Raw genomic sequence first — 15,234 nt, forward strand, 5'->3', positions numbered from 1 at the left:
TGCTGACCGTGTCCCTGGCCACCGGTGAGATGCCGATTCCCGCTCTCACGGCGCTGCGAGCCCTGGTCGGGTTCGGGGACGCCGGGGACGTCCTGGTGGTGCAGCAGTTCCGGGCGCCCCGGGCGGTGGCGGCCATCGTCGCCGGCGCAGGGCTGGGCGCGGCGGGCTGCGTGCTGCAACGGCTGTTCCGCAATCCCCTCGCCTCTCCTGATGTCATGGGCGTGACAGGCGGCGCGTCGCTCGGTGCCGTCGCGTTGATCGCCGCCGGGGCCTCGCAGACCCTGATCCCGGTCGGGGCGCTCGGCGGCGGTCTGCTCGCCGCGCTGCTGCTGGGCGTGTTCGCCTGGCGGTCCGGAGTCTCCGTCGCCCGGCTCGTCCTGACCGGCCTCGCCGTCCAGGCGGGTCTCGCCGCCGCCGTGAACCTGATGATCGTGCGCTTTCCCGCCGAGCTGGCCGGGTCGGCGCTCCAGTGGACCACCGGCTCGGTGTACGGGCGGACGTGGACGGAGGTGTGGGGCGCGGGCGGCGCGATGCTGGTCGTCCTGGCGGTGGCCTTCGCCCTGCACCGGCGCCTGGCCGTCCTCGATCTCGGCGACGACTCGGCGGGCGCCCTCGGCCTCGACACCTCCGCGGCCCGTCTCCAACTCCTCGTCGTGGCCGTCGCGTTGGCGTCCCTCGCCGCCGCGCTCGCCGGGCCGGTCACGTTCGTGGCCCTGGCCGTACCCCACATCGTGCGCTTCGTCACCGGTCCCCCCACCGCCGTGTCCCTGGCGCTGGCGGGCCTGACCGGCGCGGTGCTGCTGCTCGCATCCGACCTGGTGGTGCAGCACCTGCTGCCGGTACAGGGGCTGCCGGTCGGCGCGGTCACCGCCACGCTGGGCGCGCCCTGGCTGCTGGTGCTGATGTTCCGGCACAGCTCGCCCGTCCGCGGGAGCCACGGATGACCGCCGTGCAGCGCCGCCGTAGGGCCGGTGCCGTCACAGCACGCCTCCCTGAGGCGGCTCCCCTCCCCCAGGAACCACCGCGCCCCCACTCCCCCACGCACCCCACCGGTCCGCAGGAGTCCTACATGACCACCGCCAACCAGCTCACCGCCCAGGGGCTCGACCTGCGCTACGGCGACCGGCTCGTGGTCGGCGGCCTCGACCTGACGCTGCCGGGAGGCGCCGTCACGGCGATCGTCGGGCCCAACGCCTGCGGCAAGTCGACACTGTTGAGAGGGCTGAGCCGGCTGCTCGCCCCGGCAGCCGGCACCGTCACCCTGGACGGTGCCGACATCCACCGCATGTCCGCCCGCACGCTGGCCCGCCGGATGGGTCTGCTGCCGCAGCAGCCGGTCACGCCCGAGGCGATCACCGTCCAGGCACTGGTCCGGCTGGGCCGCTACCCGCACCAGCGGCTGCTGAGCCCCTGGTCGGCGGCCGACCAGAAGGCAGTGGACGAGGCCCTGGAGCGCACCGGCACCGCCGCGCTGCGCGACCAGCCCGTGGACCGCCTGTCGGGCGGCCAGCGCCAACGCGCCTGGATCGCGCTGGCGCTGGCCCAGGACACCGAACTGCTCCTGCTCGACGAGCCCACCACCTTCCTCGACCTCAGGCACCAACTCGACGTGCTCGACCTGGTCGCCGCCCTGCACGCCGAAGCAGGCCGCACCGTGGTGATGGTGCTGCACGACCTCGGGCAGGCCGCCCGCTACGCGGACCACATGGTGGTCCTCAAGGACGGCCGGCTCTCCGCCGCCGGCGCGCCCGGCGACGTGCTCGACGCGGAGCTGGTCAAGTCCGTCTTCGACGTGGACTGCCGGGTCATTGCGGACCCGGAGACCGGCACTCCGCTGGTCGTCCCGAAAAGCAGCGCGGTACGGCATCCCGCCGCCTCCGCGTGAACCCACCCCCTACGAGAAAGACCACCCCCCATGTTCAAGCGCTCACCCCTGCGCGGAATCGGCCGGCTGATCGCCGCGCTGCTCGCCGCCGTCCTCGCCACGGCCGTCCTGGCCGGCTGCGGCGGCGACAAGAAGTCCGACGCCAGTGACACCGCGCAGGCCGGCGCCGCCGGGGCCGGTTTCCCGCGCACCCTCAAGACCGTGATGGGCGACGTGAAGATCCCGTCGCAGCCCAAGCGCGTCGTCGTCCTCGACACCGGCGAGCTGGACGACGTCACCCTCCTCGGTATCGACCCGGTCGGCGCGGTCGCCCCGCACTTCAAGAGCGCGGGCGGATTCCCGACCTATCTCAAGGGCGAGTTGAGCGGTACCGCCGACGTCGGCCCGCTGCTGGAGCCGAACCTGGAGAAGATCGCCTCCCTCAAGCCGGACCTGATCCTGTCCTCCAAGGTCCGCCACGAGAAGATCTACGACAAGCTCGGCGCGATCGCCCCGACCGTCTTCACCGCCACCACCGGCGGCGTGTGGAAGCAGAACCTCAAGGTGCACGCCGAGGCGCTCGGCCTGGAGAAGGAGGCGGCGGCCAAGCTCAAGGAGTACGAGAACCAGGCCAAGGCGCTGGGTGAGGCCGTCAAGAAGAAGGACGGCGGCACCATGCCGACCGCGTCCGTGGTCCGTTTCATCGCCGGCCCGACCCGGCTGTACCAGTCCAACTCCTACAGCGGTGTCGTGCTGGCCGACATCGGTCTCAAGCGGCCGTCCTCGCAGGTCTCCGACGACCCCGACGTCACGATGAAGGACGTCAGCCCCGAGCAGATCGACCGGGCCGACGCCGACCTGGTCTTCGTCACGACCGCCGACACCCCGGACAAGACCCAGGAGAAGCAGGTCACCTCCAACCCGGTCTGGAAGGACCTCGCGGCCGTCAAGAACGGCAAGGTCTTCACCGTCCCGGACGAGACGTGGATGTCCGGCATCGGCGTCCAGGCCGCGGAGCAGATGCTCAAGGACGTGGCCAAGGCCACCGGCGTCGCGCTCCCGAAGAAGTAACTGCCGCTGCACCTGGGGGCAGGCCGGCGGCGACCCCGCCGTCCCGCCCCCGACCCCCCACCTTCTAGCGGAAGTTGTCGCCCCCCCCATGCGCCTGTATCTGCTCGCCCTCAACCCGACCGACTCCGTCACCGAGGGCTTCCTGCCCGCCGCCGCCCGGCTGGGCCTGGACGTCACCGTCCTCACCGACCAGCCCGCCGCCCACCGGCACACCGGCCCGGACATCGAAGTCCTGGAGTGCGACGTCCGTGACGTCCGGGCCGTCGTCACCCGCATATCGACCCATCACCGGCCGGACGCCGTCTTCACCAACAGCGACCACCTCCAGACCCAGGCCGCCCTGGCCGCCGCCTATTTCGGCCTGCCCGGCAAGGACTGGCGTGCCGCCCTGCGCTGCAAGGACAAGGCCGAGATGCGCCGGCACCTGACCGGTGCCGCCGCGGACACGGTCTGGTCGGCCGAACTGACCGAGCCCGCCCCGCTGGATGCACCCTACCCCTGTGTCGTCAAGCCGCGTGAGGGCGTGGCCAGCGAGGACGTGGTCCTGGTCGACGGCCCTGAGGAGCTGGTGACCCGGACCAAGGAGATCCTGGACCGGCGTCCGGGGACGGTGCTGGTCGTCGAGGAGTACCTGCCCGGCGAGCTGCGCACCCTGGAGACCCTCGGCGACGGCCGCGTCCGCCATGTGCTGGGCGGTTTCCGCACCGAGCTCTCGCCGCCGCCGTACTTCATCGAGGAACGTCTGACGTACGTTCCTGCCCACCCCGAGCCCATCGTCGCCCAGGTGCTGGCCCAACTGGACGCCCTCGGCGTCGGGTTCGGCGCCTGCCACACCGAGTTCGTGGTCCACCAGGGACGGGCCCGCCTCATCGAGGTCAATTACCGGGCCATCGGCGACCAGTGCGACCTGCTGCTGGCCCGGCTGCTGGACATCCCCCTGTTCGAGCACATCCTGCGCACCCATCTGGGCGAGCCGCTCCCCGCCGACCTGGGCGGCCGCCGCGACGGCGCCGCCCGGCTGGAGTACCCGTGCGCCGAGCGCGCCGGAATCCTGACGGCGGCCCCCGCCGCCGAGGAACTCACCGTCGACGGCGTCCACCTGACGTACCGTCCGCTGCGTGCCACGGGCGAGCACCACGAGCTGTACCGGACCAACCGCGACTACCTGGGCGTACTGCGAGCCGTGGGCACCGACCAGGAGACGGTCGACCGGGTGTCGGCCTCCTTCCTGGCCGCCCGGCGCTGGGAGATCCAGCCGTGACCGCGCCCGCCGTCCCCGACACCTCGGCGTCCGACCTCCTCATCCGCGTGCTGAGCGCCCTGCTGCGCGAAGACGTGGCCGGGCTGCGCACGCGTTCCACTGTGGTCCACCGCCCGGACGGCCCGTGGATACGGCTGCCCGGCGCTTCCAGCAGCCCGACGGGGACGCCGGACCACGCGGACGACGCCCTGCTGCTGCCCGTCACCGAGGACGGCTTCCAGAGCGCCTACGCCGCACGGCTGCCGCTGCTCGTACGGGAGGCCGACGGCCGCGAGCTGACCTCCTGCGACGCCGTCCTCGCCGCGCTGAAAGCCCTGGCGGACCCCGAGGACCGCCCCGGATTCGACGCGTTCGCCGACGAGTGCCGCCAGACACTGGCGACACTGCGGCTGCACACCGACTCGCGGGACGACGTCATGACGCGTCTGGCCGCGCACCACGGCGCCGATCCGGCGCGCTGGACCGGCCCGATCGGCTCACTGGCCCACGACACGCTCGCCGCCCGCCTCGACCACCCCGTCTACCCGACCGCCCGCGGCCGTGCCGGTCTGAGCACGGACCAACTTCGGTCGTACGCACCGGAGTTCCATCCGTGTTTCGCCCTGCGCTGGCTGGCCCTGCCCCGAGCGGCGGTCACCGTGACCGGCACGCTCCCCCCGTCGTGGCCCACACCGGCACTGCTGGGCCTGACGGAACTGGAGCGCACGCACCTCGCGCTGCCCGTGCATCCGCTGACCGTCGGCGCCCCGCTGGACCAGGCGCTGCGGGCCGCCGGTCTGGCCCAGGAGGCCGTACTCGCCGACCGCGCCTTCCTCGACGTGGTGCCCACGCTGTCGATGCGCACGGTGGCGATCACCGAGGATCCCTCCGTCCACCTCAAACTGCCCCTGGCCACCTCGACGTTGGGGCTGCGCAACAAGCGTTCCATCAAACCGGGCACGCTCGTCGACGGCGCGGCCGGACAGCGGCTCCTGGAGACGGTGATCAGCCGTGAGCCGCGCTTTCGCGGGCGGATCCTGCACGCCGACGAGACCACGTACGCCCACGCCGGGCACGAACTCCTCGCCGTCCTGTGCCGCCGCCGGCCGGCCGGTCCGGACGACGCCGTGACCGTGCCGATGGCCGCTCTGCTCGCCGAGGCACCCGGTGGGCGGCTGGTGATCGACCACCTCGCCGACCGCTTCCACGACGGCGACGCGCTCGCCCTGCTGGACGCCTGCCTGACGCTGCTGTTCGACTGGCAGGCGACGCTGTTCGGGTACGGCATCGCGCTGGAGTCGCACCAGCAGAACGTCTCGCTGGTGCTGCGGCCCGGCAGCCTGGGACTGCTGTTCAAGGACAACGACGGCCCGCGCCTGAACACGGCACGGCTGGGCGCCCGGCTGCCGGGCCCCTGGGGCTTCGACGACGCCCGCATCCTCGGCACGGACGACGGCCCGGTCGCCGACCTGTTCGCCACCATCACCCTCCATCTGTGCGCCGGAGCCTACGCGTTCGGGCTCGCCCGGCACGGCCGGGCACCGCTCGCCGCGCTCCTGGGCCTCGTACGGGACCGGCTCGCCGAAGCGGTCGAGCGGCTGGGGGGCGAGGCCGGGGCGGTCCTGCGCTCCCGGGTGCTGGATGCGGCGCAGCTGCCGGTCAAGGCGATGGTCACCGCCGGGACCTTGCTGTCCAAGGAGCGTTCGGGCGCGGCCGACATCAACAAGCACTACACCAGCGGGCCCAACTACCTCCGGCTCACGGGGAGCATGTCGTGAGCGCCCAGACCCTGCGGGCGTCGGCAGGCTCCTCCTTCGGGCGCGCCCAGGTGCACGCCGTGGCGGGCTGCTACTTCGTCGCGTCCTTCGCCGCGCTGGGGCTGCCGCCGTACCTGACCGAGATCCTTCCGGAGTTGGGTGACCGCCACGCCCGCTGGGCCGGTGTGCTCTATGTGGTGCCGACGGTGTTCGGCGCGCTGGGCGCCCCGCTGTGGGGCAGGCTCGCCGACCGCTACGGCCGCAAACGGCTGCTGCTGCGCGCCCAGTTGGGGCTGGCCGTGTCCTTCCTGCTGGCCGGCTGGGCCGACTCCCTGACCGCGTTCACGCTGGCGTTGATCCTCCAGGGCATCCTCGGCGGCACGTTCGCCGCCTCCAACGGATACCTGGGCGCCGCACTGGCGGGACCGGCCCTGTCGCGGGCGCTCACCCTGATGCAGGGCAGCGCGCGGGCGGCACTGGTCGTCGCGCCGATCGTGGTCGGCTCGCTGTCCGGCTGGCTGTCCCCGCACCGCCAGTACGCACTGCTCGCCGTCCTGCCACTCACCGCGGCCCTGCTGCTGGCCGCGCTGCCCGAGCCGGCCGCGCCGGCACCAGGTCGGACGGCCCCCGCCACCGAGGACGGGCCGCCGCCGGCGGTGTCCCTCAGGACGCTGTACGCGCTGGAGTTCGCGTTCGTCTTCTCCACCGTCATCTCCTTCCCGTACCTCATCTCCCTCGTCGAGGACCGCCTGCCGGGGACCTCACCCACGCTGTCCGGGGTGCTCTTCGCGCTGCCCCACCTGTGTTACCTGGTGTCGGCACTGGCGGTGCACTCCGCCTTCCGCGAACGGCCCCGGGCCGGGATCGCCCTCGGCTTCGCCTGCATCGCGCTCGGCCTGGCCGGACACGCCCTGACGCACTCGCTGTACGGGCTGGTCGCCGCACGGCTGGTGCTGGGCGCCGGCCTCACGCTCGGGCTGGTGTGCCTGTCCGTGCTGGCCGCCGACTGCGCCGGCGGCCGGCCGCCGGGCGGGATGTTCGGCTCGCTGGAGTTCTTCTCCAAGGCCGGCGCGGTCGTCGCCGGCCTGGCCGCGGCGGCGGGCAGCGCCCGCTTCGGGCCCCTCGCCCCCGTCCTCACCGGCGGCGCCGTCGCCGCCGTCACCGTCGTTGTCTCTCTCCTCCCCGCGCCGCACGCGCGCCCGCTCCGGAGCCGCCGATGCCCTCGCTGACCCGCTCGCCGGGAAGCACCGCTGCCCCCGCCGCCCTGCCCACCGCCGACGAGGCGGTGACGCACACCCTCCTGAACTGCCTGCTGCGCGAGGTGTCCGGGCCCGAACACCAGAACGTCGTCGCCGACGGTCACCTCTTGCTTCGCCTTCCCCGGCGCGGGGTGCTGTTGCGCGTCGCACTGCGCCGTACGTCCCTGCTCGGCGCGCACCGCTTCCGCGGGCCGGTGCGCGAGCGGCGCGACGGCGCCTGGGTGGAGGTGGACTGGCGGCGCCTGGCCACGTACACGCACGACGAGCTGTTCCTGCGCACCGGAGTGAGCAACGAGGAGTTCCTGGAGCAGATCGCCTCCAGCCACGACGCCATCACGGCGGCCCTCGCCGGCCCTCGCACCGGGCAGCCGCAGAACGGGCAAGCACACGATTCCCGGCTGGGCGCCTACCTCGCCTCCGAGCAGTCGCTGCTGTTCGGACACCGCTTCCATCCCACGCCCAAGGCCCGCACCGGCGACCCGCGGGCCTGGGCGGAGTACGCCCCGGAGGCCGGGGCCGCCTTCCCGCTGCGGCACCTCGCCGTCCGCGCGGACCTGATCGCCGAGGAGGCGGCCGACCCGTCCGCGACGGCCGCCCTGGACCGGCAGCGCACAGACGTCCCGGACGGCTACCGGCTGCTGCCGGCCCACCCCTGGCAGTACGTCACTCTGCGCGCGCACCCGGCGCTGCGCGCGGCCCTGGATCGCGGCGACGTCCTCGACCTCGGCCGCGGCGGGCGGCCGTTTGCGGCCACCGCCTCCGTGCGCACCCTGTACGACGGCGAGACGTTCCTCAAGTTCAGCCTGAACGTGCGGATCACCAACTGCCTGCGCAAGAACAGCGCGTACGAGCTGGCCGGCGCGGTCGCCCTCACCCGCGCCCTGGTCCCGGCACTGTCCGACCTGGCCGGTCGCTTTCCCGGCGCGGCCGTGCTGCGCGAGCCCGCCTACCGCACCCTCGCCCTGCCCGGCCCCGACGGGATGCCCGACCTGGCGCTGTTCGAGGGCCTCGGCGTCATCGTCCGCGAAGGTCTCCCCCAGCGGCTCGCACCCGGCGCGAGGCCGCTGCTCGCCGCTGCCGTCGCCGACGAGTACCCCACCGGCCCCGCGCACGTCTCGTGCCTCCTGGACGGCGCCGGCCCGCGGGAAGCACTGGACTGGTGGTCGGCCTGGCTCGGCCTTCTGCTGCCTCCCGTGCTGGCTGCCTACTTCGACCACGGCCTGGTCCTGGAGCCGCACCTGCAGAACGTGCTGCTGTGCGTCGACGGCTCCGGCCGGCCCGTCCAGGCCCTCTTCCGCGACCTGGAGGGCACCAAGCTCGTCCCGGAGCATCACCGGGACACGCTCGCGGCCCTGCCGCCAGAGGTGGCGGGCCCGATGACGTACGACGCGCAGCGCGGCTGGGACCGTGTCGTGTACTGCCTGCTGGTCAACCACGTGGCCGAACTGCTCGCCGCGCTCGCCGACCTGTACCCCGAGGCGGAGGCGGCGCTGTGGGCCCGGGTCCGTGCCGCACTGCAGGAGTACGCGCAGGATCACGGCTGCCCGCCCCGCCTGGCCGCCCTGCTCGCCGGGGTGCCGCTGCCCGCCAAGGCCAACCTGCTGACCCGCTGGGAACGCCGGGCCGACCGCGACGCCGGCTACGTCCGGCTGCCGTCCCCGCTCGCCGAGGACCTGCTGCGCGACACGACGAGGAGTGCCCGATGACCGACCCGACGCTCGCCGTCCGCGCTCGCGCCCTGAGCCTGCCACCGACCGAACTGCCCGCCTATCTCTACGACTTGGCGGCCCTGCGCGAGCACGCCGCCGCCGTGCGGCAGGCCCTGCCCGAGCGGATCGAGCTGTACTACGCGGCCAAGGCCAACCCCGAACCGGAGCTGCTGACCGCGCTCAGCCCGCACGTCGACGGCTACGAGGTCTCCTCGGGCGGCGAACTCGCCCATGTCGCCGAGGCGGTGCCCGGCCGCCCGCTCGCCTTCGGCGGCCCCGGCAAGACCGTGGACGAGATCGCTGCCGCGCTGGAGCTGGGAGTCGAGCGCTTCCATGTCGAGAGCGAGCACGAACTGCGCATGCTGGCCCATGTGGCACCCCGATACGCGCGGCAGCGGCGCGTGGGGGTACTGGTCCGCGTCAATCTCCCGGTGTCCGACGGGTCGTTGACGGGCAGCGCACTGGCCATGGGCGGCCGCCCCACGCCCTTCGGCATGGACCCCGCCCGCGCCGAGGCCGTGATCGGCGCGCTGGCCGACGGTACCCACCCGCACCTCGAACTACTGGGAATCCACGCCCACTTGGCGAGCGGACTCGCGGCCGGGCAGCTGCTCTCGGTGGCCAGGACGGTGCTGAACTGGGCCACCGGACTCGGGGTCCCCCTCCGGGAGGTGAACGTCGGCGGCGGAATGGCCGTCGACTACACCGACCCGCAGCACCGCTTCGACTGGGCCGCCTACGGCACGAGCCTGGCCGAACTCACTGCAGCGCACCCGGAACTGACCCTGCGCATCGAGCCGGGGCGCGCACTGACCGCGTACTGCGGCTGGTACGCCACCGAGGTGCTGGATGTGAAGCACAGTCACGGCGAGGAGTTCGCCGTCGTCCGCGGCGGCACTCACCACCTGCGGACCCCGGCAACGAAAGGCCACGACCAGCCCTGTTCCGTCCTCCCCGTCGACGACTGGCCGCATCCGTGGCCACGCCCCGGGGCCACCGGTGACCGGCTCACCGTCACCGGCCAGCTGTGCACCCCCAAGGACGTACTGGCCCGCGCAGTGGACGCGCCGGGCCTGCGGGCCGGCGACAGGGTGGCCTTCTCCCTGGCCGGCGCGTACGCGTGGAACATCTCCCACCACGACTTCCTCATGCACCCGCGCCCTGGCTTCCACTTCCTGAACCCGTGAAGATCCGCACCTGTCATCTCCCTCGGACCGAGGCCGGCCTGCGCGTACCTCACCCAATCGGTTGCACTCGGGGCGCAATTGACCGCAAAGGCGTGCATGGTGATCGCATGAACACAGCACAGCTGGATCCTCCCAGCCACCCCGTTCGGTCCATTCACTCCAAGAAGATCGTTTCCCGAATAGCGCGCATAGTCGCGGTGAGTGCCGCCCTGGGCATCGCGTGTGCGGCAGGAGTGGCGACAGCCGCACCCGCCATGGCTGCGACGCCCGCCCCGCACGGCACCGCAAAGACCACGGCTGCCCGGTCGATCCCCGCCCACGCCCATGGCGGCCACGACGACTGGGACGACGACGACGGCGACTGCATCGGCCTCATCAACCTCCTCTGTAACTGACGGACAACCGGCGGCCATTCCTGTCCGCCGACCCCGTCGAGGTGGCAGTGTTCAGGGCAGGCGGCCGAAATCCGCCTGCCCTACCGCCTGGCCTCCTCCAGCAGGGCCGCGGTGAAGGCCATCGCGACCCATGGCATCGTCGTCTCCACCAGCCGAGCGATGATCGCCAGCCCCCACAGGGCGGTCAGAGAGGGGCAGGATCCCTCGCGACCGCCCTGCCGGCGCTTCCCGGCCACGGGTCACCGCCGCTCCTCGGACCGCACGCCTCCTGCGCCAATCGGCTGAGCCCCACCCATGTGCCGGCCTCCGGCAGCGCGATCGCCGTATGCGGTTCCGTCGCACCGCCTTCGTGCTCGTCCTCGGTGGTCTGGTCACTCACCTGGTCTCCAGCACCGAGCCGAACTCGACCAGTACGACACCGTGACAGTGGACGGCCACAAGGCCCTCGCGCCCAAGATCGTGGCCGGGCGGATCCGGAGCCGATACCACCCGCTCCCCTTCGGCACGTCTGGTGGAGCTGCTGGACACCGCGTTCCAGCAGCTCCCGGCGCCGGTCCACCCGCCGCAGCACTGCTACCAGCAGTTGGTGCGGGGCGGCACCGAACGGGTCCGGATCGCGGAGGCAGCTCATGGCCCTGGAGTCCTTCGGCCGCCGCTTCCCCGGCATCCGCAGCGAGACCCACGGCGTGACGATAGACGAGGACACCGGGGACTAGAAGGTGGCCGATACGTCGCGGGAGCGGGGGGCCTCACGCCTGTACCGGACCACCCAGCAGGACAACACCACCGCCCGCGCTCTGTACGACAAGGTGGCCGGGTCTCCCGCACGCCTCCCCGGTCACCGCAGCCCGGATCCGGCCGATTGCGGCTGCGGCGGCACCGCGTGGCAGTCAGCGTGATTGGGGCTTCGGCGCCTCGGGTAGCGGGTTGTAGGCGTCGAGCCCAGCAGGCCATGACGTCTTCGGGAAGCAGAGCGCGGTCCGGTAGGAGGTCGAATGGCTGGTGATGGTGGGGCGGGAGTGCTTCCTCCGGTGGCCGTCTTCTGTGAGCCTCTGCGGCCGCATCCCCTACCCGGCCTGACGGACAGCGCACGCCCGTTGGCCGGCCGGTTGGCTGCCAGGCTCGCTGCCGTACCGGCGTTCGGGACGGTCGACAGGCGCACGGCGGCACTGCGAGCAGCAGCCCGCGCCGCAGACACTTTGGTGGTCGCGCTGCCCGCCGCCGACACCCTGGCCGAACCGCAAAAGCTGCCGGCCAAGTCCGCCGTCCAGGACTACTTCCGGGTGCGCACCGCGGAACTCACCGCTGGGCAGGCGGCCCGGCAGGCGGTTGAGGTGATCCACCGGGGTCTGGTGGACCTGCGCGACACTCCGTTGGCGGGAAGTGACATCGCCCGCGAGACGGCCGCAATGCGGCAAGTGGTGGTGGACCTCGCCGGGGACGACGCGGACCTGACGGACGACGGGGGCGAGGGCGTAGAGCCGGGACTCGATACACAGGCAGACGTCCCGTCCTTCGCGCCGCGGCGCCCCGAGGACATGTGGCTGGCCCGCTGGATCACCGGCCACCACGTCCACGTCCTGTTCAACGTCTACGCCACCTTCGCTCTGCGCTCGGCCAACCAGGCCCTGCGGGACGGCGACTGGCCTGAAGCCACCGCCCTGCTCGCCCGGACGACCGTGTACGTACAGGGTTTCCCTGCCGCCCGTGCCCACGCGGCGGCGCTGCCCGCCGAGCACTACGCCAACGCTGTGCGCCCCACGATGGTCCCCACCGTGGTGCCCGTGCCGCTGAGCGGCAGCGCGCATGTGGAGTACCGCGCCTATCGAAAGGCCGTCGAAGAACTGATCGCCGCGCTGCCCGAGCCCATCGAGCAGCTGGCCCTGCGCGCACCAGAACTCGCCTTCGCACGCGAGGCCCTGCTCGAGGCCGACCTGATCGAGGCAGAACGCCATGTGTGCCTCGTCGAACCAGTGGTGGGCAGCGCACGTTCTCTTGTCCAGCCACCGGCGACCACAGACAACGCGGTATCGGTACTGCGGGCAATGCGTCACAAGCGTGCCGCCGCCATCGCGCCTTACGTCCGCTTCAAGGACAGCCTGGCCAAGGTGTTGCGGGACGGGTGACCAGCCACCGACACCGACAGACAGTCCGCTGATGGTCGGCATCCGGCTCGGGACCATACCGATCGTGGATGACAGGCTGTGCTTGCGCAGATCGGACAGCGCGCCCGTGTGCGAGGCGACCGGGGCGGCCTTGCGCGCCGAGGGCGTCCTTTTGTCGGCGTGCCGGCAGGTCAGGTGCGGTGCCGCGATGCTCTGGTCCACCACGCGCTGAGCATCACGGAGCACTCGAAAGGACGTCAAGGAGCGGCGTGACCTGGGCCGATCCGATGTCGTTGACCGGCTATGAAGAAGATCAGCGCGCTCGCCGTGCTCACCGTGGCCGGTCTTGCACTCGCCACCCCAGCCCACGCCGACAACGACGGCGAGTTCGGCGGCCACATCAAAACCGCCAGCCATCGGAACGGCCTTGCCACCGACCTCTGCAAGGGGGCACTCCTGCTCGTCCCAGTGACCGCACCGTGGAGCGGCGAATCGGTGGACAACGCCTGCAACAATCGCGATCACACGGACCTCGCGCGCCACTAGTCCAAGCAGCCCAGCTCCGGCCCGGGCCGACCAGCCAGTGATGAAGCCCGGGAAGGGGCAGAGGAATGCGCGGGCGTAGTCGGCGCAGCTGAAGAAGACGACCACCCCCGCCGCTGCGTAGCAGGCGATCAGGCTCGGCCCGATCCAGGAACAGAAGCGTCCGGTGACTCTCCCCTGATCGGCTGAGGGTGCTGCTCGGGCGTATGAGTGGGTGGTGGGTCGTGAGTGGATCAGCCGGCAGTGGTCGCGACGACGAGTCCGAAGCCGATCAGCACAACGCCGGTGGTCCAGCCGAGCGCACGGCGGATCCGTGGCTTTCCGAGAACCGGTCCGGCCTTGGACAGCAGGAGCACGTAGCTGCCCAGCCAGGCAAGGGTGAGGGCGGTGTGGAGGAGGACGAGGAGCGTCATGGCCCAGGCAGTCGGCAGTTGGGGCGGTGCCAGGGCGGGGAGCAGGCCGGTGTAGAAGACGGCGATCTTCGGGTTGAGGGCGTTGGTGACCAGACCGGTCCGCCACGGGCTCCCGGCGGTCGTGCGGGTGCCGGCATCGGACGGGGCGGCTGCGGCCCGGCGGCGCTGCCACAGAGTCTGCGCGCCCAAGAACACCAAGTAGCCGGCGCCCGCGAGCCTGACGATCAGATAGGCCGCGGGTGAGGCGGCGAGCAGGGCCGCGAGTCCGGCCACGGTCAGCACGCCCCAGAGGAGCAGCCCGGTCGCGATCCCGCCCACCGTCCGCAGCGCGTCCCCGGCGCCGGCCACGAGGACGCGCCGGGTCACCACCGCCATGTCCGGGCCGGGCACGATGGTCAGCAGGCCGAGGACACCGAGCGCGGCTACGAAGTGGGGCAGCACACCGCCCACCTCGTCCTGATCGAACTGAACGGACCCGTCAGCAGCGGCGTGACGAAGGAGCAGTGGCTCACCGCAGGGAGCCTTGAGGTGTCGCGTGTTCGGTGATCGCGGTGGAATGCGGGTTGGCGGCCGTGCCCTCGGTGCTCAGCAGCACGACCACCGAGGTCGCATTGAGCCCCAGCGCCGTACGGCGCTCTTCGGCGCCCACGCCGGCGAGCACCGCGCGCAGACCGGCGAGCGCCGCGGCCCCGCAGGGCCCCGAGGACACGCCGAGGGCCGCGAGGCGAGCGGCAGCGCGGGCGCTGTCGGCGTCGGGGACGGCGACAGCGGCGTCCAGGCCGCCTCGCAGGTAGGGCCAGGCGATGCTCGAGGGGGTACCGCAGTTCAGCCCGGCCATGCTGGTCTCACCGGTGGTGACGCTGACGGGTTCGCCGGCGCTGAGGCTTTCGAGGACGCAGGCCGCGGCCTCCGGCTCCACCGACAACAGCGCCGGAGCCCCCTCGGACAGGCGGCTGCGATAGTGCGTGACCACGGCCTGGGCCAGTGACCCCACACCCACGGGTACGGCGACGAGGTCAGGGCCTGCGACAGCCCCTGCCGCCGTCAGCTGCTCGTCGATCTCGGCACAGAGAGTGGAGTAGCCCTCGACGATCCACCGCGGGATCTGCTCATAGCCCGGCCAGGCCGTGTCCTGGACCAGGACCGCGTCCGGCGCGGCGGCTTCCTCGGCCGCCAGGCGCACTGCCTCGTCATACGCCCCCGCGACCTCGGTGACCTTCGCCTGCTCGGCGACTATGGCCGTCACGGCCTGCGGATGCACGCCCTGCGGGACGAAGACGTGGGCGTGCTGCCCGAGGAGGCGGGCCGTGCGGGCCACGGCACGGCCATGGTTGCCGTCGGTGGCGGTCACCAACGTGACCGGACCCGGATCCTCGCCGCTCACGGCCCGCTCGGCAAGGGTGCGGTGGACCGCCCAGGACGCACCCAGCGCCTTGAAGGCGGGCAGCCCGAGGCGACACGACTCGTCCTTGACGAAGACCCGGCCGACCCCCAACTCGAATGCCAGCGCAGGGAGTTCGGTCAGTGGGGTGGGTGCGTAGTCGGGCAGTGCGGCATGGAAGCCCCGGACTTCGGCGGGTGCGGGCTCACACCGCCAGGTGCGGGAGCTCGGCCGCGCAAACCACGGCAGCGTTCGGAGGGAGGAGGCGTTGTCAGACACCCGATCAGGGTCTGATGCCCACATACGATCG

14 protein-coding genes are annotated in these 15,234 nt (G+C 72.4%); 11 read left to right on the plus strand and 3 right to left on the minus strand.

The window, feature by feature from the left end; translation table 11 throughout:
* The 9 genes from AQI88_RS08005 to AQI88_RS45830 all read left to right on the plus strand — a co-directional run.
* Positions 1–944: FecCD family ABC transporter permease (locus AQI88_RS08005; RefSeq protein ID WP_244184078.1), on the plus strand; the 944-nt coding region annotated here is incomplete at its 5' end.
* Positions 945–1,069: 125 nt separating this feature from the next.
* Entirely contained in the window at positions 1,070–1,885 is an 816-nt protein-coding gene (locus AQI88_RS08010; protein ID WP_066994168.1) for an ABC transporter ATP-binding protein, read from the plus strand.
* Between the two features lie 30 nt (positions 1,886–1,915).
* Complete coding sequence (locus AQI88_RS08015; RefSeq protein ID WP_066994171.1) at positions 1,916–2,935, plus strand: ABC transporter substrate-binding protein; 1,020 nt, start codon at positions 1,916–1,918, stop codon at positions 2,933–2,935.
* 88 nt (positions 2,936–3,023) lie between these two features.
* A complete protein-coding gene (locus tag AQI88_RS08020) occupies positions 3,024–4,196 on the plus strand; it encodes an ATP-grasp domain-containing protein (RefSeq protein ID WP_066994173.1) in 1,173 nt (390 codons plus the stop codon).
* Positions 4,193–5,953: an IucA/IucC family protein gene (locus AQI88_RS08025; protein ID WP_079057453.1), complete on the plus strand. Its 1,761-nt coding sequence runs from the start codon at positions 4,193–4,195 to the stop codon at positions 5,951–5,953. The genes AQI88_RS08020 and AQI88_RS08025 overlap by 4 nt, the downstream gene beginning before the upstream one ends.
* The gene (locus AQI88_RS08030) at positions 5,950–7,161 is read left to right on the plus strand and encodes an MFS transporter (RefSeq protein ID WP_066994176.1); all 1,212 of its coding nucleotides are present in this window, start codon (positions 5,950–5,952) and stop codon (positions 7,159–7,161) included. The genes AQI88_RS08025 and AQI88_RS08030 overlap by 4 nt, the downstream gene beginning before the upstream one ends.
* Positions 7,149–8,897: an IucA/IucC family protein gene (locus AQI88_RS08035; protein WP_066994179.1), complete on the plus strand. Its 1,749-nt coding sequence runs from the start codon at positions 7,149–7,151 to the stop codon at positions 8,895–8,897. The genes AQI88_RS08030 and AQI88_RS08035 overlap by 13 nt, the downstream gene beginning before the upstream one ends.
* Positions 8,894–10,087, plus strand: a complete 1,194-nt coding sequence (locus AQI88_RS08040) for a type III PLP-dependent enzyme (protein WP_066994182.1) — start codon at positions 8,894–8,896, stop codon at positions 10,085–10,087. Before AQI88_RS08035 ends, AQI88_RS08040 begins: the two co-directional genes overlap by 4 nt.
* A gap of 107 nt (positions 10,088–10,194) precedes the next feature.
* Positions 10,195–10,482, plus strand: a complete 288-nt coding sequence (locus tag AQI88_RS45830; protein ID WP_159050313.1) for a hypothetical protein — start codon at positions 10,195–10,197, stop codon at positions 10,480–10,482.
* Positions 10,483–10,562: 80 nt separating this feature from the next.
* Here the strand turns inward: AQI88_RS45830 and AQI88_RS45835 are convergent, their stop codons facing one another.
* Positions 10,563–10,718 (minus strand): hypothetical protein, encoded by a 156-nt coding sequence (locus AQI88_RS45835; protein WP_159050314.1) that lies wholly within the window; start codon positions 10,716–10,718, stop codon positions 10,563–10,565.
* An 873-nt stretch (positions 10,719–11,591) separates the two neighbouring features.
* Here AQI88_RS45835 and AQI88_RS08045 point away from each other — a divergent pair.
* Together AQI88_RS08045 and AQI88_RS08055 are read left to right on the plus strand one after the other, a co-directional pair.
* Entirely contained in the window at positions 11,592–12,608 is a 1,017-nt protein-coding gene (locus AQI88_RS08045; protein WP_159050315.1) for a hypothetical protein, read from the plus strand.
* A 282-nt stretch (positions 12,609–12,890) separates the two neighbouring features.
* On the plus strand, positions 12,891–13,133 hold the full coding sequence (locus AQI88_RS08055) for a hypothetical protein (RefSeq protein ID WP_066994191.1): 243 nt from the start codon (positions 12,891–12,893) through the stop codon (positions 13,131–13,133).
* A gap of 230 nt (positions 13,134–13,363) precedes the next feature.
* On the opposite strand, the gene AQI88_RS08060 is transcribed toward AQI88_RS08055, so the two are convergent.
* Complete coding sequence (locus tag AQI88_RS08060; RefSeq protein ID WP_066995001.1) at positions 13,364–13,984, minus strand: LysE family translocator; 621 nt, start codon at positions 13,982–13,984, stop codon at positions 13,364–13,366.
* A gap of 67 nt (positions 13,985–14,051) precedes the next feature.
* Positions 14,052–15,203, minus strand: a complete 1,152-nt coding sequence (locus AQI88_RS08065; protein ID WP_066994194.1) for a diaminopropionate ammonia-lyase — start codon at positions 15,201–15,203, stop codon at positions 14,052–14,054.
* Positions 15,204–15,234: the final 31 nt, after the last annotated feature.

It is taken from the genome of Streptomyces cellostaticus (assembly GCF_001513965.1).
GTDB classification, from domain to species: domain Bacteria; phylum Actinomycetota; class Actinomycetes; order Streptomycetales; family Streptomycetaceae; genus Streptomyces; species Streptomyces cellostaticus.